General features: G+C 45.4%; 15 protein-coding genes. 13 read left to right on the top strand and 2 right to left on the bottom strand.

The annotated features are described in order from the left end of the window. The first annotated feature begins 35 nt into the window (after positions 1-35). Complete coding sequence (locus GVN16_RS09410; protein WP_166563631.1) at positions 36-761, top strand: NrtR DNA-binding winged helix domain-containing protein; 726 nt, start codon at positions 36-38, stop codon at positions 759-761. A 463-nt stretch (positions 762-1224) separates the two neighbouring features. Here the strand turns inward: GVN16_RS09410 and GVN16_RS09405 are convergent, their stop codons facing one another. Further along, the gene (locus tag GVN16_RS09405; protein WP_166563630.1) at positions 1225-2682 is read right to left on the bottom strand and encodes a Gfo/Idh/MocA family protein; all 1458 of its coding nucleotides are present in this window, start codon (positions 2680-2682) and stop codon (positions 1225-1227) included. Positions 2683-3024: 342 nt separating this feature from the next. Between GVN16_RS09405 and GVN16_RS09400 the strand changes: the two genes are divergently transcribed. The 12 genes from GVN16_RS09400 (at position 3025) to GVN16_RS09345 (ending at position 16459) form a co-directional block, all read left to right on the top strand. After that, the gene (locus GVN16_RS09400; protein ID WP_166563629.1) at positions 3025-3477 is read left to right on the top strand and encodes a DUF1569 domain-containing protein; all 453 of its coding nucleotides are present in this window, start codon (positions 3025-3027) and stop codon (positions 3475-3477) included. 8 nt (positions 3478-3485) lie between these two features. After that, positions 3486-4025 (top strand): Crp/Fnr family transcriptional regulator, encoded by a 540-nt coding sequence (locus tag GVN16_RS09395; protein WP_166563628.1) that lies wholly within the window; start codon positions 3486-3488, stop codon positions 4023-4025. Between the two features lie 78 nt (positions 4026-4103). After that, positions 4104-4691: an NAD(P)H-dependent oxidoreductase gene (locus GVN16_RS09390; protein ID WP_166563627.1), complete on the top strand. Its 588-nt coding sequence runs from the start codon at positions 4104-4106 to the stop codon at positions 4689-4691. A gap of 756 nt (positions 4692-5447) precedes the next feature. Continuing rightward, complete coding sequence (locus GVN16_RS09385) at positions 5448-5798, top strand: hypothetical protein (protein WP_166563626.1); 351 nt, start codon at positions 5448-5450, stop codon at positions 5796-5798. Positions 5799-5974: 176 nt separating this feature from the next. Beyond that, on the top strand, positions 5975-7414 hold the full coding sequence (locus GVN16_RS09380; RefSeq protein WP_166563625.1) for a serine hydrolase: 1440 nt from the start codon (positions 5975-5977) through the stop codon (positions 7412-7414). Positions 7415-7497: 83 nt separating this feature from the next. Next, a complete protein-coding gene (locus GVN16_RS09375; RefSeq protein ID WP_166563624.1) occupies positions 7498-8346 on the top strand; it encodes a class D beta-lactamase in 849 nt (282 codons plus the stop codon). 129 nt (positions 8347-8475) lie between these two features. Next, positions 8476-9768: a DUF2268 domain-containing putative Zn-dependent protease gene (locus GVN16_RS09370; protein ID WP_166563623.1), complete on the top strand. Its 1293-nt coding sequence runs from the start codon at positions 8476-8478 to the stop codon at positions 9766-9768. 13 nt (positions 9769-9781) lie between these two features. Then, positions 9782-10777: an acyl-CoA thioester hydrolase/BAAT C-terminal domain-containing protein gene (locus tag GVN16_RS09365; protein WP_166563622.1), complete on the top strand. Its 996-nt coding sequence runs from the start codon at positions 9782-9784 to the stop codon at positions 10775-10777. Positions 10778-10845: 68 nt separating this feature from the next. Then, positions 10846-11619 carry an NYN domain-containing protein gene (locus GVN16_RS09360; RefSeq protein ID WP_229244111.1) on the top strand — a complete coding sequence of 258 codons (774 nt, stop codon included), beginning with the start codon at positions 10846-10848 and terminating at the stop codon, positions 11617-11619. A 59-nt stretch (positions 11620-11678) separates the two neighbouring features. Beyond that, a complete protein-coding gene (locus GVN16_RS09355; RefSeq protein WP_166563621.1) occupies positions 11679-14183 on the top strand; it encodes a cation-translocating P-type ATPase in 2505 nt (834 codons plus the stop codon). Positions 14184-14232: 49 nt separating this feature from the next. After that, positions 14233-15675 (top strand): lipase family protein, encoded by a 1443-nt coding sequence (locus GVN16_RS09350; RefSeq protein ID WP_166563620.1) that lies wholly within the window; start codon positions 14233-14235, stop codon positions 15673-15675. 7 nt (positions 15676-15682) lie between these two features. Then, entirely contained in the window at positions 15683-16459 is a 777-nt protein-coding gene (locus tag GVN16_RS09345) for an META domain-containing protein (protein WP_166563619.1), read from the top strand. On the opposite strand, the gene GVN16_RS09340 is transcribed toward GVN16_RS09345, so the two are convergent. Beyond that, positions 16460-16948, bottom strand: a complete 489-nt coding sequence (locus GVN16_RS09340) for a hypothetical protein (protein ID WP_166563618.1) — start codon at positions 16946-16948, stop codon at positions 16460-16462. Between the last annotated feature and the right edge of the window lie 197 nt (positions 16949-17145).

The raw sequence follows: 17145 nt of genomic DNA, 5'->3' as shown, positions 1-17145 counted from the left end.
CTTTGCATTTGAACGGTTTTGAGAAAAATTCACGTATGGAGAAGATTGACATTGGGAAATTTATAGCACACCTTTCGATCGATTGTGTGATATTCGGATATAAGGACAAGGAACTGAAGGTGTTGATTTCTAAATTCAAATTTGGAAAAGGCACCTGGATGCTGCCCGGAGGGCATGTATTGAAGACGGAGGGGATTGACAAGGCAGCCAGCAGGGTTTTAAAGGACAGGACAGGCCTGGAGAATATTTACCTGGAACAGTTCCGGGTATTCGGTGATGAAAACCGTATTGTCAACAGTGAACATAAAGCGATCATGAAGGCAGACCTCATTGCTTATGATGAGCGGTTTGACGAAGAAGTTACAGAGTGGATAACCAGCAGGTTTATCAGCGTGGGCTATTATGCCCTCGTGGATATCCATAAGGTGAACCCGAAAAACGGCTTTTTTGATGAGTACCTTGAATGGCGGAGCATCAACGACATCCCGCAAATGAACTATGACCACAACGAGATCCTGACCTACGGCCTCGAAGCCCTCAGACAAAACCTTGACCGCAAACTGATCGGCTTCAATCTTCTGCCCGAAACATTTACCATAAAGGAAATACAGGAGCTGTACGAAGCTGTGTATGACAGGCCATTTGCCAGAAATAATTTCCAGAAGAAGATACTGGACCTGAATGTGCTGGAGCGTCTTGAAAAAAAGTTTACCGGAGCTCAGAATAAAGCCCCTTATTTGTACAGATTCATAAGAAACTGAAAATCTGTACAATAGCCGGATTGACAAATCCGGAGATATCAGGGCCAAACGTGTGACCCTGTCAGGGTCAGGTCTTTTCCTTTTTGGCCTATCTATAAACATATGATCCCTTCAGGATCAAAATCTTCATGTTATGCATCCGATGGATTTAAAATATTTGTAGAAAAATGAAACGGACCGCGAATGGATCAAAAAAGGGGTAGATGATACCTCCCCGGGCCTCTGCTCTCCACAACATGCCCCACAGGCATTTTAAGCATTTCAGCTGTATACAAGCGAATGAATCCGAAGGATTCACATGTTTATAGAAAACCACGGATGAAAAAATAAAACTGACCCTGAATGGGTCACACTTAGGGTAGATTAATGAAACCCATTAACCTCATTAAAACTAGCCCCCTTCAACATCAAAAAAGCCACCCCGGAAGGTGGCTTTTTCTATCATATTATTTCGGATCGCTTACTACACTTCCCAGCCTTTACGGTAGGTACGGGTAACAAACTGGTTGGCTTCTTCCAGGTTGGTAATTCTTGTGTTTTCACCATCCCAAAGCAGCTTTCTTCTGCCGAAGAACTCCATTTTATTGTCAGCAGTCTGTCTTCTGAGCATATAACTTCTGATGGCCAGGTTACCCATCAATACGGTTTCTGTCATCGGTCCGGCATAATCGAACGACGAAGTCAGTCCTTTATGCTCCTTGCTTCCGAAACCGGCTTTGCAGGCATCCACCCAAAGTCTCTGGTGTCCGTACTCCGGTTCTCTTGGTCCGGTCGGCTCGGCAATGACTTCCTTGGTGCCGTCATTCATATACAGTTTCAGAGAAATAGGCGAACTGTCATTGATATTGGTCGAGATAATACCTTTCTCTCCGATCATCAATACACCATTGGCACTTCCCGGCCCACCGATTTCATCGCTGGCAGGGATGATCTCAGGGTGAGAAGGTCTCAGGCCACCGTCCATCCAGGTCATCTCAATTTTGGACGCGTTTTTCTTTGTCGCATTGAAATGCAGGGTGATGAATGAAGCCGCAGGACATCCCTCAGGATTGTAGTCTGCACTCCACATCTGCGAATATATTGAACCTACGCTGCACTCGGCATCTGTCGGGTACATCAGGCCTAGGGTACGGAACGGAATATCAATCAGGTGACATCCCACATCGCCCAAAGCACCGGTACCGTAGTTCCACCAGCCTCTCCAGTTGAAAGGGTGCATTTTTGGAATATAAGGCGTTTCTTCAGATGGTCCTAACCAAAGGTCCCAGTCAAGGGCCTGCGGTTTTAGAGCTGCATCCGGCTTAGGCATCGGGTTTCCCTGTGGCCACACCGGGCGGTTAGTCCAGATCTGTACTTTCGAAACCTTACCGATCTTACCCGAATCCACCCATCCCTGGATGATTTTCAACTGCGGGTTTGATCCTCCCTGGTTACCCATCTGGGTCACCACTTTTTGTTTACGGGCAAGTTCGGTCAGAAGTCTGGCCTCACGGATGTTGTGGGTCATCGGCTTCTGTACGTACACATGCTTGTTTCTTTCCATGGCAAATTTTGCCGCTGGACCATGAACGTGGTCAGGGGTGGAGATCGTCAATGCGTCGATTTCCTTCAACTCATCCAGCATTTTGCGGTAATCCGCATACAATTTGGCCTGGGGAAACTGCTTGACGCTGTCTGCCGCACTTCCTGAAAAATCCACATCACAGAGGGCTACCACACGCTCTCTTCCGTTTACCGAAGCATTTTTAATATCGCTTCTGCCTTTTCCTCCCGCACCGATAGCGGCAAGTACTAACTGGTCACTTGGAGCAATGAATCCCACGCCACCCAGCACATTGCGGGGAACGATGTAAAAGCTGGCTGCTGCCGCCCCTGTCTTGAGAAAATTTCTTCTTGAATTTGTTTCTTTTTTATTCTTCATAAAGGTTGAATTGATACATGGTATTCGGCTGTAAGTTAAAAATTATTTATACATTTTGTTTAAAATATCCACACTTTATTGCTCCGTATTCCTCAACGCCTCCGCTTTCTTTACATTTATACCGGAATAGAATTGTGCATTAAATAACGGTTTCATAAGAAGTACTCCGGATTGGGATTTTCCGGCTATTGGTGTCCATTCAAAAGTTTCGGAAAATTAGTTCCCTACAGGTACAAACACGTTTCCTTAATGTTATTTTTTCAGAAGAGCCGCCCTCTTCCGCTAACTGTAGGTTTTTCACCCGGGTAGAATTATATTTGAGTGCCGATAATGATAAAATCTATGATAAACCTGTATAACCAGGAAGACCTGTTAAAAAGACTGGACCAACTCAAAGCTGACGCCCTGCCGGTTTTCGGGGTGATGGGCCCCCAGCACATGGTGGAACACCTCTCGTATTCCACAGCCATGTCAACAGGCAGATTTCCTCAGAAATTGTATTTTACGGAAGAGCAGGCAGGCAGGTTTAAAAAGATGCTCCTGGAAGAAGAAACCTTCCCCATGAATTTTAAGGCTCCCATGCTCGGGGAAACACCTCCGCCGCTCAGTTTTAATGATTTACCTGCGGCGATTGCACGGCTGAAAAAGGAGCTGGATAAATTCTACAGTTTTTTTGAAGAGAATCCCGGGGTCACACCCGTGCATCCGGCCATGGGAGCCATTAACCGCGATGAATGGATCATCTTCCATAACAGGCACTTTACCCATCATTTTCAACAGTTCAGACTGATCTGATAACCAGAATGAAAGAGTCCCATTTGAGTATTCCGGGCTGGGAAAATTACCGGCATTTATTTAAAAGACAGGAAGTAAGTTCCAAAACCACCCTGCTTTCGGAAGGCGAAACTGCCACCAAGGCTTATTTTATTGAAAAAGGATGCATCAGGGTCTGGTTTAACAACAATGGCAAAGACGTCACCTTCCAGTTTTTCTTTGAAGGGGAGGGTGTATCCTCCATCGAGAGTTTCAGGACCAACCAGCCCAGTTTATTCAGCATCGAAAGCATAGAGCCTTGTATAATCCATACCATCAGCAAAAAAGACTACATGACTATACTGGACGACTCGCCGGCCATCAAAGCACAGATCGATGAGGTGCTTTTTCAGCGGCTGCTTTTTTATCAGAAACTTTTCCTCTCCCGCATCAAAGACAACCCCGAAACACGCTACCGTGAACTGCTGGAACATCACCCCCAGATCCTGCAAAGGGTTCCGCAGCATTACATTGCTTCCTACCTGGGCATTACGCCCGTTTCGCTGAGCCGTATCAGGAGCCGCAGATAAGTATTTCTTAACATTTGTTATCGTCCCGCCCCCTTTCTTCATGTCAATTTTGTGATGTCATTTAAACATCAGAAAAACATGAAAACAGTTATCGTATTTAATCATCCGTATGAAGGCAGTTTCTGCACAGCCATACTGGCATCAGTGACTGCAGGTCTCAAAAAAGCAGGTCACGAGGTTGACCTCATGCACCTGGACCGCGACCGTTTCAACCCGGTCATGTCTGCCGAGGACCTGAGAGCTTTTGTAAACAGAAAACCGGTTGATCCACAGGTAATTACCTATCAGTCAAGGCTCGAATCAGCAGATCACCTGATTTTCATCTTCCCTATCTGGTGGGAACTCATGCCTGCCATGATGAAGGGCTTTATCGACAAAGTGATTTTTCCCGGAGTAGCCTATGAGTACAAACCCAATGGATTTATGCAGAAAAAACTGGTAAACATCAAGGGTATCACCCTCATTACCACCATGAATACGCCGGGGTTTATTTACCGTTTATTCTTCGGAAATGCTATCAAAAAAGCCCTTTTTAACGGTACTTTCTGGAAAACCGGTTATCAAAACAGGAAGTGGATCAGCCTGAATATGGTCAAGTCGGTCTCCCCCGGAAAACGCCGGAAATGGTTGTCGGATCTTGAAAAGAAATTTGAGAAATTAAGATAAAACCAGGCCGTTATCTTTACCGGATCCCGGGAAGCAGAAAAGCGAAACCGGAAAGGACTTCGACATGATTTTTTGCCGCTTATTTTTTGAACGGTCAGCCTTCCGGTTAAAGTCCTACAATACTCGAGAATTATCCTGATTTTTTGTCGTATCCCCTTAGCCGTTTGAAAGTCATCTGGCTTTCACAAACGTCAGGAAAAGAGCTGTTTCTTAAAATAAAATTAATGTCTCAATAACATACCTGCCGGACAAAAAACACCTCATAGCAGTCACCAGGCAACATTTTACAAAATCAGAATTCTTTTTGTCAAGTCTGAAGAGGACAATAAAAACGTATCTTTTTTTAAAAATACACCCGGAAAGAAAAAACATCAGCAGCTTATCCGGGGCAATAAATTCAGCACCGGGACCCTGCACTCAAAACCCCGTTTTTTGCGGGGTAACCTGTGAACGAAAACTTCAGGGGACAACGTATTTTGAACTTATCCGATTTTGAATTGGATGTTTTAAGTATTTAGGCAAAATACTCGGGAAAAACTTCTTTTTTCTGATTCTCACCAGTTAAATTTCATAAAATTATCCAATCAGATTTAAGAAAAGCAAATCCGCAGGCGGCAAAAAGGCCGGTATGTCCTGTAATGCGTTACAGTGAGCATTGCCATGGCCTCTATGAAGTTTGCAGGATAATTTTTATTGATCAAAAGCCAAAGAAAAATTAATCTCGTTTTAACCCAATTATTAAAAACTATCCTTAGTATGAAAAATCTCCTGACTGAGATAATTGCCACAAGTGAAAATGCTCCTGTCATTGTTCTGTTCGGAAGTACCCAACTCCGGAGAGAGCAACTGCTTAATTTGATAAAACCCCTTGGAGACATCACCGTTTATGGTACATTAAGTGAAGATGAAGGAATTAGAAAAGTGCAGACCTTACCAAAAGTTGACCTGATCCTGATTGGCGGCCGCTACACCGAAGGGCAGCGTGTGCGGATACACAAATACCTGGCCGCCACCAAGCCCGACATCAAAGTAACAGAGCCCGGATGGGATTATCCTTACAAAAATGACGATATCATTAATGACATTAAAACAAAGCTGGCCCTCTGATCTGAAAGAGTATCCTTTGAAATGATATGACCCCGGTAAAATGAAGTCGTGACTTATTTTACCGGGGTTTCTTTTTTTGACGGGAATCTGCAGGAACCGTTCTTGCTTCCCTTCCTTATTTTTGTTAAATTTGACTGATATACAATGAGTTCTGCTCAGTATTAAACACCAGGATCATGAGAAAATGCTTTTTATTTTTCGGCTTAATGGTTTTAATCGCCGGTTCGGGGTCGGCACAAAGTAAAAAAGAAAAGCTGGACCAGATCATGCAGGCCTACCACCGATTCAATATGTTTGACGGCAGCGTGCTGGTAGCAGAAAACGGCCGGATCATTTATGAGGGTGCTTTCGGAATGGCCAACCGGGAATGGAACATCCCGAACACAACCGATACCAAATTCATGATCGGTTCGGTGTCAAAACCGATCACTTCCATGCTGATGCTGATCCAGGCCCAGAAAGGTCTGATCGACATCGACAAAACCATCTCCGACTATCTTCCGGAATTCTCCAGAAAGAACGGCAACAGAATAACCATAAGGCAGCTGATGAGTCATACGTCAGGAATGCCCAATTACGATGTTATCAAAGATTTCTTTCCGAAATACAGCCGTCAGAATTTCACCCGGGAAGAATACATGAAACTGTACATGGACTCCACCCTGGTGTTCGAACCCGGCAGCAGTTATTATTACAGCAGCTGGGGCTATTTTACTTTAGGACTGATCATGGAAAAGGTGAGCGGAAAAACCTACGCCCAGCTCATGAAAGAAGACATTTTTGATCCGCTGGGCATGAACGGGTCAGGCTCTTATCACCACACCCAGATTGTGAACAAACGGGCCACGGGCTATGATTACAGCCTCGGAGGATTTACCAGTGCTGATTTCAGGGACCAGTCCAACACCATGGGTACCGGCGACCTCTACTCTACCACCGGAGACCTTTTTAAACTGCACATGGCCATTTCTGAAAACAAGCTCATCAGTAAAAAACTGACGGATGAAATGTTTACGCCCGGCATCAGGCCCTGGCAATATGGGTTCGGGTGGTTTAACCAGCAATTTAAATATACCCCGAAAGACAGTGTCTTTGCCAACTACCACCTGGGCATGACCGAAGGTTTCCTCTCTTTCCTGATCAGGGTACCTTCCAGCAACAGCCTGATCGTCTTTTTATGCAACAGCTCCCCTACCCATTTCTTCGGTATTGCCACCAACCTGATGAAGGTTTTGTATGACAAACCGGTGGTTTTGAAACAACCCGTGCATAAAGTGATGGAGCAGCTGGTGGTGTCTAAAGGCGTCGGAAAAGCGGTGGAAGAGTACAAGATCATGAAAAAAGATACCGCCCACTATTACATCGACTGGTATGCCATGGACCAGGTGGGAAGCCAGCTTTTTAACCTTAAGAGATATGACGAAGCCAGGGTCATTTTTGAACATAACGCCTCAGAATTTCCGGAAAGAGATTGGGTAATGCTGAGTCTTGCGAATACTTATGCCATCCTTGGCCGTAAAGACGACGCCATAAAATACTATCAGAAAACAGTGCTGCTCAATCCTAAAAATGAAGAAGCCAAAAACCGTTTAAAAGAACTGGAAACCAAAAAATAATCCGCACCAGCCTGCGTTATTTCCATGCGTCTGCCAGACGTGGATAAATACCCTTCAACCAAAAAATAACCCTGATTAACAAAATGCTTTCCCTGAAAATGGACTTCCGTTCGATTTTTCTTTTTTGCTTTCTCATTACGACCCACCTCACGGCTCAGAAGAACCTTTCCGGACAAACCGATGTCAGACCTGATTTTAACCGTTATTTCAAAGATTGTGGTGTAGAAGGCAGTATTGTCATTTATGATTCCAACCAAAAACGATGGATCACCAATGATGCAGCGGCCATGCAAAAAGAAGCCTTACCCGCTTCGTCATTTAAGGTTATCAACCTGCTCATTGCCCTGGAAACAGGCGTGATCAAAGACGAAAATGAGATCATTCGGTGGCCGGGCAAAACAGATACGACGAAATATGGCTACCGCCCCGACATTTACCATGATATTACAGTGAAAGAAGCCTTTGAGGTATCAGCCGGGTGGGCTTTTATTGAATTGTCCAGAAGAATCGGGAAGAAAAGATACAAGACCTATTTATCAAAATGCAGTTATGGGAACCTCAATATTGATGAGGCCGGCGATGATTTCTGGAATTTCGGTTCATTCGGCATTTCGGCATTTAACCAGGTGGAATTCCTTCAAAAGGTAGATCAGGGGAAAGTCCCCTTCTCTGAACGCAGCCTTGGTATCCTGAAAAAAGTTATGGTTACCGAAACCGGCGACCAGTACCTGCTGAGATCAAAAACCGGATGGACCCGGGCAGATAACATCAACACAGGCTGGTGGGTAGGCTGGATCGAAAACCCGCAGGGGAAATACTTTTTTGCGACAAGGCTCTCCCAGGACAGGAAATTCAACCGCCCTGATTTCGGATCGTGCCGGAAGGAAATCACCAAATCTGTCCTGCGAGACCTGGGTATTCCTTCCAGATGAAATGACCGTTTAACAATATTTAAGTTTAAAATCCTTGGTTTCATGGCCTTCATGCAACCACAAACGTTTATTTTTACATCTATCCCGTGATACAAAAGCAGTAAACTTCTGAAAAACCTGTTACTTTTTATGAACCGACTGACATTGTTTATTTTTTTATCTTTTTGTTCTGCGGCATACAGTCAGAACAAAACGGTTTTCACCCGGGACATCGACAATTTCTGGACCGCCTTTGACAGCGTCAGGACCACCTCCGACACGGTCAGACAAAAACAATTTATCCAGTCTTTGTACATCGATAAAGGTACAGAAGGGCTTAAAGCCTTCATGGGGGCCCGCGATTATTCCGCAAAACGCTGGGTTGAACTCATCAACAAATATCCGAAATTCTGGGCCAGCATTCGCCCCAACACCCTCAGCATCAACTCCAAAGCCGGGGAGATAGAAAAGAGCATCAGAAAATTCAAAAAGCTATATCCCGAACTCAGGGAGGCCAGGATGTATTTTACCGTCGGCGGGCTGAATTCCGGCGGGACTACGGTCAATAACCTGGTGCTGATAGGCTCTGAAATCGCCACAGGAAATGTGAATACGGATGTTTCTGAGTTCCCGAACAAATGGCTGGCCGGCGTTTTTAAAGAGCAATCATCCGACAACATCATCCCGCTCAATATCCACGAGTATGTGCACACCCAGCAAAACGGCGAAAGCAGCGATTTGCTATCCCAGTCCATCAAAGAAGGAGCCTGTGACTTCATCACTGAGCTGGTGATCGGGCGGGATATGCAGAATAACTATATCAAATACGGTTATGAACATGAAAAAGAGCTGAAAGTGAAATTCAAAGAAGAGATGTTTACCACCTCCTTTAACAACTGGCTTTACAACGGCTCCAATGCAGATCAGATGGCTGACCTGGGATATTTCATGGGTTATGCCATCTGTAAATCATTCTACCGGAAAGCCGCCGACAAGAAAAAGGCCATCAGGCAAATCATAGAACTTAATTATTCTGATGTCACCCAGGTCGAATCGTTTTTGAAAGAATCCGGCTATTATCCGGAGGGTTTTGACAAAACAACCCTGCAGTCGGAATATACGGCAAAACAACCGGTTGTAGTAAGGCTCGAAGCCTTTGCCAACGGCGACACGCTGGTGGACGCTTCACTTAAAGAACTCAAAATAGTTTTCTCAAAATCCATGAACACCAAGGGCTATTCCATCGATATGGGAGAACGGGGCAGGGAGTTTTTTCCGTTAACCGGCGTAACGGGCTTTTCGGATGACCAGCAAGCTTTCACCCTCAAAACCAGCCTGAAACCTGACCATGAGTATGAGTTTGTGATCACCGGCAGAAGCTTTAAGTCGGCAGACGGATATCCGCTTACTGATTACGCCGTCAAATTCAAAACAAAACCCTGAATCCCGCCTGTTTATGAAGCAATGCCTTGTTCTGATCTTATTCTTGAAAATAGTTGTGGCCTCCGGCCAGCAAAAGCAACCCGGAGATTTCGGTTTCAGGCATTTCCGGACGCTGTATAACAATGACCCGGTCGATATCCTGGTATTATCTGAAAAGGGTAAAGAATCGGAGAAAAAACCTTTGTTCTTTTTCTGCCAGGGCAGCCTGCCGGTCCCGCTGATCAAACCGGACGGAGACAAGCTTTATTCTGTATTTCCTTTCAATACGGATGCCCTGTCCAAAGATTTCCATATCGTTATCGTCAGCAAACCTTTCATTCCTGTCGTCGTTGAAGCCGGAAAACTGGTCCGTGGCTTTAATTACGTTGACCCTGAAACAGGCAAAACACCCAAAGGCTACGGCGAAAGAAATCTGCCCGGATATTATGTCGGAAGAAACCTGGAAATCGTCAGGTTTTTACAGCAACAGCCCTTTGTAAGCCCCGAGAAACTGGTCGTGGCAGGCCACTCTGAAGGAAGTACCGTTGCCGTAAGGATGGCCGCTGCTTCAAAGAAAGTGAGCCACCTGATCTACGCCGGGGGCTGCCCCGCCGGACGTATCCTTTCGATGACAGGCCGTTCAAGGTCTGTAGAAACGGATTCGTCGTCCAGTACAGAAGATGAATTCAACTACTGGGAAAGTGTGGTCAATGACCCGGACAACATGGACGACTCAAACGGAGATACCAACAAAGCCACTTTTGACTTCTCTGCCCCACTATACCCCCTGTTTGAAAACCTGAGCATACCGGTGCTGGTTTCTTTCGGCACAAAAGACTATTGTGCCCCTTTCAATGATTACCTGAGGGTGGAAATGATCAGGCATAAAAAGGCAAATTTCACATTCAACGCCTACATAGGCTTCGAACATAACTTCTTCCCGCTAAAACCGGACGGAAAACCCGACTACGACATTTTTAACTGGGACAAGGTGGCCTCGGACTGGAAAAACTGGCTGGACAAAAAATAAACTGGGGACCGGGTTTTAATTTTTTTCTTCCAAATCCATTTAAACAACTGATAAACAATTACCTTCGTATGGATAAATTCAACACCATGGAAACACCCAATGACCTGAAACTGGCCGTCCTGATAGACGCAGACAATGTTCCTTACGCCAACGTGAAGGAAATGTTTGAAGAAATAGCCAAATACGGCACCCCGACTTTTAAACGCATTTACGCCGACTGGACCAAGCCTACTGTAGCGGGCTGGAAGAAAGTCCTGCTCGAAAACGCCATCACCCCGATACAGCAATACAGTTACTCGACCGGCAAAAACGCCAGTGACAGTGCCCTCATCATTGATGCCATGGACATTCTCTATACCGGGAAAGTCGGTGGTTTCTGCATCGTGTCGAGCGACAGTGATTTTACCCGGCTGGCCACCCGTCTCCGCGAGGCCGGCATGAAAGTCATCGGCATCGGCGAAAAGAAAACCTTACAGCCTTTTATCACGGCCTGTGATAAGTTTATCTACCTCGAAATCCTTAAACCCGACCACCCGGCTCCGGTCAAAGGCGAGAAAAATGAATCTTCGAAAACCAAACGTAAAGAACCGCTCAGCAAGATCGACCCGGCGGTGATCAAACTTTTTTCAGACAGTATAGCTGACCTGGCCGATGAAAACGGCTGGACTTTCCTCGGTGAATTAGGCAACCTGATGCTGAAGAAAAAACCTGATTTTGACCCCCGTAACTTTGGTTTCCCCAAGATGCTGCCCCTCCTCAGGAGCATTCATACTTTTGAAATAGATGAACGGGAAAGCGGCAAGAACAACATCAAGCACATTTATGTACGAAAGAAATCATAATCAGGAATGAATTTGTATCTTTAACTGAACTTATTTAGATCCCCCTTAAACCAAGGGTTATGCCTGAAAATCACTTTAATATCCGGGGACTCGACGCTGCAGAGGTGGCGGAATCTGCCAGAAAATACGGCTTCAACCGGTCTGACTACAAAAAAGAATACCCTGTATGGGAAGCCGTTAAAAGCCTGGTGAAAGAACCCATGGTTATTTTACTGCTTATTACTTCCTCCATCTACTTCATCAGCGGTGAAACAGGAGACGGGCTTTTCATGGCCTCAGCCATTGTACTCGTATCTGTTATTTCTCTTTACCAGGACTCCCGCAGCCGCAGTGCCCTGGATAAACTGAAAACATTCAGCCAGCCGCTAAGCAAAGTAATCCGTGATGGTGTAATCGTTGAAATCCTGAGTGAAGACATCGTAAGCGGAGACAGTATGGTGATCGAGGAGGGTTCTTTAATTCCTGCTGACGGAATCATCGTGCATTCCAACGACTTTTCTGTGAACGAATCAATTCTCACAGGAGAGTCCATGTCCGTTGATAAGACTGCAGATAAAGAAGACCCTTTGGTGTATCACGGCACAACGGTGGTCAGCGGGCTTGCAGTGGCTACAGTTACTGCCATCGGGAAAGATACACGACTGGGAAAAATCGGTAAAAGCCTGGAGGAAATCAAAGAAGAAAAAACTCCTCTTGAACTTCAGATCAACAATTTTGTAAAAAAAATGGTGATCACAGGACTGGTTGTTTTTATCATCGTCTGGCTCATTAACTACTGGCAAAATCAGAAAGTTGTCGACAGTCTGTTAAAGGCCCTGACCCTGGCCATGAGCATTTTACCAGAAGAAATACCTGTTGCTTTTACTACTTTTATGGCTCTCGGAGCCTGGCGGTTAATGAAAATGGGCATCGTCGTAAAACAAATGAAAACCGTTGAGACCCTGGGGAGTGCCACGGTGATATGCACGGACAAAACAGGCACCATCACCGAAAACAAAATGTCGCTTGCCCGGCTCTTCACCCTGAAAAACAACCGGATATCTGACATCGGAAAAGCGTTTGACAATGATGAAAAAGACCTTGTCAGGATGGCGATGTGGAGCAGTGAACCACATCCGTTTGACCCTATGGAAACAGCATTGCATCAGGCTTATTCATCTTCTGTTACAACCGACGAAAGACCTGATTATAGCCTGGTTCATGAATACCCGCTCGGAGGAAAGCCGCCGATGATGACCCATGTCTTCGAAAACAAAACCGGGAACAGGATAATTGCAGCCAAGGGAGCTCCTGAAGCGATTATCAAGGTATGTAACCTGGACGAAGAACAGAAACGGCAAATCCGGCAGGCGATCGTCACGCTGGCAGAAGAAGGTTTGAGGTTACTTGGCGTAGCTGAAACCCGTTTTGAGGGCATTAATTTCCCGGAAACACAACAGGAATTCCGGTTCGACTTTAAGGGGCTCGTGGCTTTTTATGATCCGCCAAAGAAGAATATTGCCTCTGTCTTAAATGCTTTTTACTCCGCAGGGATTGATGTCAAAATCATTACCGGCGACAATGCCGCCACCACTACAGCCATCGCCCGCCAGATCGGGTTCAAAGGATATGAGAACAGCATTACCGGGGAGGAACTCATGAAGCTGCCTGATGAGACTTTAAAAGATAAAGTGATGGATTTTCACCTTTTTACCCGTATGTTTCCGGAAGCCAAACTGAAGATCATCAACGCTTTGAAAGCCCGGAACCAGATCGTGGCCATGACCGGTGACGGCGTCAATGACGGACCGGCCCTGAAAGCGGCCCATATCGGCATCGCTATGGGTAAAAAAGGCACTGAAATAGCCAAACAGGCCGCCTCACTGATCCTGGCTGATGATGATTTATCGGGAATGGTAGACGCCGTAGCCATGGGCAGAAAAATTTACAACAACCTGAAAAAGGCCATTCAGTATATCATTTCCATTCACATTCCCATTATTCTCACCGTCTTTATTCCCCTGGCCCTGGGGTGGGTATATCCTAACATTTTTTCTCCGGTACATATCATTTTCCTTGAACTGATCATGGGACCAACCTGCTCTATTATTTATGAAAATGAGCCGATGGAGAAAAACACCATGATGAATAAACCCAGGCCTTTTACGGACACTTTTCTCAATGTCAGGGAATTACTCAACAGCATCGTACAGGGACTGATGATTACCGCCGGCACTTTACTGGTTTACCGTTACGCGGTAAGTCAGTCGTACAGTGAAGATACCACCAGGACCATGGTTTTCATGACCCTGATCTCAGCTAATGTGTTTCTGACGCTTGTCAACCGTTCATTTTATTATTCCGTCCTCACCAGCCTTACTTACAAAAATAACCTTATCCCACTGATCATTTTAATCACCGTTCTGCTTTCATGCTGTCTGGTGCTGATCACGCCCCTGGCCAGATTCTTTGATTTTTCAAACATTACCTGGGTTCAGGCCCTGGTAAGTGCGGGCTCAGGATTCCTGTTTGTGATCTGGTACGAGGCTCTGAAATGGATAAAAAGGATCAATTCTAAACATTAATTTCAATTATTCCGTTTATTGCTGTAAAAAAACTTACCATCAGACAACCATGAAAAAAACACTTACACTTCTGTTACTTTCAATTACGCTTATTTCCCGGGCCCAGGACCTCAAACCCGGCTTCGACAAAGAAGAATACAGGGAGATGATGATGATTTCCATCAGGTCTGTCAAAGGCCCCAATTACGAAAAAGACTTCCCCAAACCCCAGCATTTCAGGATGCTTTACCAGTCTGCCGATATCGGCCTTGACAACTCCTGGGACCTCTGGACCAACGATAAAGGTACTGCTGTGGTCAGTTTGCGGGGTACCACCCAAAAGACAGTCAGTTGGCTGGAAAACTTTTATGCGGCCATGGTGCCGGCCAAAGGCAGTTTACAACTCAAAAAAGGAGACCCTCCGTTTGAATATCAGCTGGCAGAAAACCCAGCTGCTGCTGTACACGTGGGCTGGCTATACGGTATGGCCGTGCAGGCGGTTGAGATAGTGCCCAGAATAGATTCTCTGTATAAATCAGGCACAAAAAACGTCATTGTGGTGGGCCACAGCCAGGGCGGCGGCATTGCCTTCCTGCTTACCGCTTATTTGTATCAGCTGCAAAAACTGGGCAAACTGCCCGCAGATATCCGTTTTAAAACCTATTGCAGTGCCGGACCAAAACCCGGCAACCTCCAGTTTGCTTATGAATATGAAGCACTTACCCAGAACGGATGGGCCTATAATGTGATCAACGCCGTCGACTGGGTACCTGAAACGCCGTTTTCTGTCCAGACACTGGATGATTTTAACAGGATCAATCCGTTTGTACATGCCAAAACCATTATGGGCAAACAGAAATTCCCGGTTAACATAGCCTTGAAGCATGTCTACAGAAAGATGGACAAACCTACCAAAAAAGCTCAGAAAAGCTTTGAAAAATACCTGGGCAACATGGCCGCCAAAATGGTAAAAAAAGTAGTCCCTGATCTTGAAATGCCCGCTTATGCCAAAAGCAATAACTATGTCAGAACAGGCAACAGCATTGTTTTGAGACCTGATGAGGACTATTTCAAGGCCTTTCCGCAAGACCCCAAAGAGGTATTTATTAATCATTTGCATAAGCCTTATTTATTCCTGCTGGACAAGCTCGAGCCCTCGTTTCATCAACAGACCGCGGCCCTGCCTCAGGGCAAATGGGAACTGACTTATATCACCGGGCTCAGGATTGCTTTCGAAGGTCTGTATCCGCAGCAAAAACCCAATATTTCTTTCCAGAACATGAATGTCAACGGCCACACCAGTTGCAATCCATTTTCGACGGTTTTTACGATTTCGGGAACAAACATCAAAATTGAGGCACCAAAAGCGATGACCATGCGTTTTTGTGAAGGTCAGGGAGAAAGCCAGTTTCTGTCTATGCTGCAAAAGGCAGACAGTTTCCAACTGAACGGCAACTTCCTGAGTCTGTACAAGGGAGACGTAGAGCTTTTAAAATTCAAAAAAACAGATTGATCCAAACATGAAATCAATATTAAAAGTGGCCGTACTGGCAGCCTTAACGGCCTGCCAGCCACTCAAAAAAACAGGCACAATGAATTCAGGAGAAAAAGCACAGGCAGAAAAAACCACCGACACGACTGCCTATTTCAAAGCCACAGGCGTGGAGCCCTTCTGGGGACTGAAAATATCTGACGAAAGCATCGAGTTCACTTCCTTATCCGAAGGCACCGAAAAACTCACATTCCATCATTCAGACCCGATACTGGCCATGGATGCCAACGTGAAACTGTACAGAAGTACTTCTTACCTGGGACAACTTAATGTCCAGATTGCCCAGCAAGAGTGTGTCAATGAAATGTCAGGAGCAAAATTCCCGTATAAGGTTACTGTCCAGGTAAAAGGTAAAAACGACAAGGATTTCAAAACCCTTTCGGGCTGTGGTCAATACGTAACAGATTACCGCCTGCATGATATCTGGGTACTTGAGAAAATGTCGGGTAAGGTCGTCAGCCCCACTGATTTTCAAAAAGAATTGCCTAACATGGAAATCAACGCCGCTGAAAATACTTTTATGGGCTATGCGGGCTGCAACCGGATGAGGGGTCAGCTGTTTTATGAAAAGAAGATACTGAGGTTTGAAAAAGCGGCCACCACGCTGATGATGTGCCAGCCAGGCAATAAGGAAAGTGAGTTTTTGCAGGCCCTTGCAGCATCCACCACCTATTACATAGCCAACAACAGACTGGTGCTGTCCAACCCGGATAAAGAAACCCTGGTTTTCAAAAAAGTAGACTAATTATTCTTCCTTGTAATAAAAAACAGGGTTCAGCCCTTTCGACCGGATGAGTTTGTTGCCTGAAGCATCAATCACGAATTCGACATGTATATAGAAATAGGTAAATTGTGTCTTTATTTCAGGCGTTTTGTTCACTCCCACCCTGTCGGGGGTTTGAATGCTGCCTACCGGATGAAAATAGGCAGAGCCCCGCACTGTGTCATACCCTTTGTACCAGTCCGAATAGTACACATAAACGCCGTAATATCCGTTACCTCCTTCCTTTTTGGTAAATTCAATGGATTCTTCCGAATCTTTTGCTTTCCATTTTCCGACCAGATCTTCCATTTTGACCTGTAATAAAGGATCAACGGGCTCAGGTTCGCTGACAGATTCTTTACCACATGAAAGTAAGAGCAACAAAACAAGCAGGCAGGAAATATATCGCAACGAAGTCGCTGTACCCGCAAAAAAGGCAGTTGGTTGAACGGTAGGTCTGGCTGAAATCATTTTCAATCGTGTTTAGAATGTAGCATCGTCTTTTTGCTAAATTAAGGATTATTTTCCATTACAGGAAACAAACAGGCTTAAATTCAGGGGGTTAATGGCGTCACCATCTGAAACCTTCCTGTTGAATACAGGAATCACCCAAGCAACCAAACCCCCAACATCTAAAAAGCTAAACGCCAAAAATGATTGAAAAATCC

The organism is Emticicia sp. CRIBPO, assembly GCF_009905725.1.
Taxonomy (GTDB): domain Bacteria; phylum Bacteroidota; class Bacteroidia; order Cytophagales; family Spirosomataceae; genus Leadbetterella.
This window is presented reverse-complemented; position numbering and strand designations above follow the sequence as displayed.

Coding starts and splice junctions, on each gene's coding strand:
- GVN16_RS09410 (WP_166563631.1), top strand. CDS start 36: ATGGAGAAGATTGACATTGGGAAATTTATAGCACACCTTTCGATCGAT.
- GVN16_RS09405 (WP_166563630.1), bottom strand. CDS start 2,682: ATGAAGAATAAAAAAGAAACAAATTCAAGAAGAAATTTTCTCAAGACA.
- GVN16_RS09400 (WP_166563629.1), top strand. CDS start 3,025: ATGATAAACCTGTATAACCAGGAAGACCTGTTAAAAAGACTGGACCAA.
- GVN16_RS09395 (WP_166563628.1), top strand. CDS start 3,486: ATGAAAGAGTCCCATTTGAGTATTCCGGGCTGGGAAAATTACCGGCAT.
- GVN16_RS09390 (WP_166563627.1), top strand. CDS start 4,104: ATGAAAACAGTTATCGTATTTAATCATCCGTATGAAGGCAGTTTCTGC.
- GVN16_RS09385 (WP_166563626.1), top strand. CDS start 5,448: ATGAAAAATCTCCTGACTGAGATAATTGCCACAAGTGAAAATGCTCCT.
- GVN16_RS09380 (WP_166563625.1), top strand. CDS start 5,975: ATGAGAAAATGCTTTTTATTTTTCGGCTTAATGGTTTTAATCGCCGGT.
- GVN16_RS09375 (WP_166563624.1), top strand. CDS start 7,498: ATGCTTTCCCTGAAAATGGACTTCCGTTCGATTTTTCTTTTTTGCTTT.
- GVN16_RS09370 (WP_166563623.1), top strand. CDS start 8,476: ATGAACCGACTGACATTGTTTATTTTTTTATCTTTTTGTTCTGCGGCA.
- GVN16_RS09365 (WP_166563622.1), top strand. CDS start 9,782: ATGAAGCAATGCCTTGTTCTGATCTTATTCTTGAAAATAGTTGTGGCC.
- GVN16_RS09360 (WP_229244111.1), top strand. CDS start 10,846: ATGGATAAATTCAACACCATGGAAACACCCAATGACCTGAAACTGGCC.
- GVN16_RS09355 (WP_166563621.1), top strand. CDS start 11,679: ATGCCTGAAAATCACTTTAATATCCGGGGACTCGACGCTGCAGAGGTG.
- GVN16_RS09350 (WP_166563620.1), top strand. CDS start 14,233: ATGAAAAAAACACTTACACTTCTGTTACTTTCAATTACGCTTATTTCC.
- GVN16_RS09345 (WP_166563619.1), top strand. CDS start 15,683: ATGAAATCAATATTAAAAGTGGCCGTACTGGCAGCCTTAACGGCCTGC.
- GVN16_RS09340 (WP_166563618.1), bottom strand. CDS start 16,948: ATGATTTCAGCCAGACCTACCGTTCAACCAACTGCCTTTTTTGCGGGT.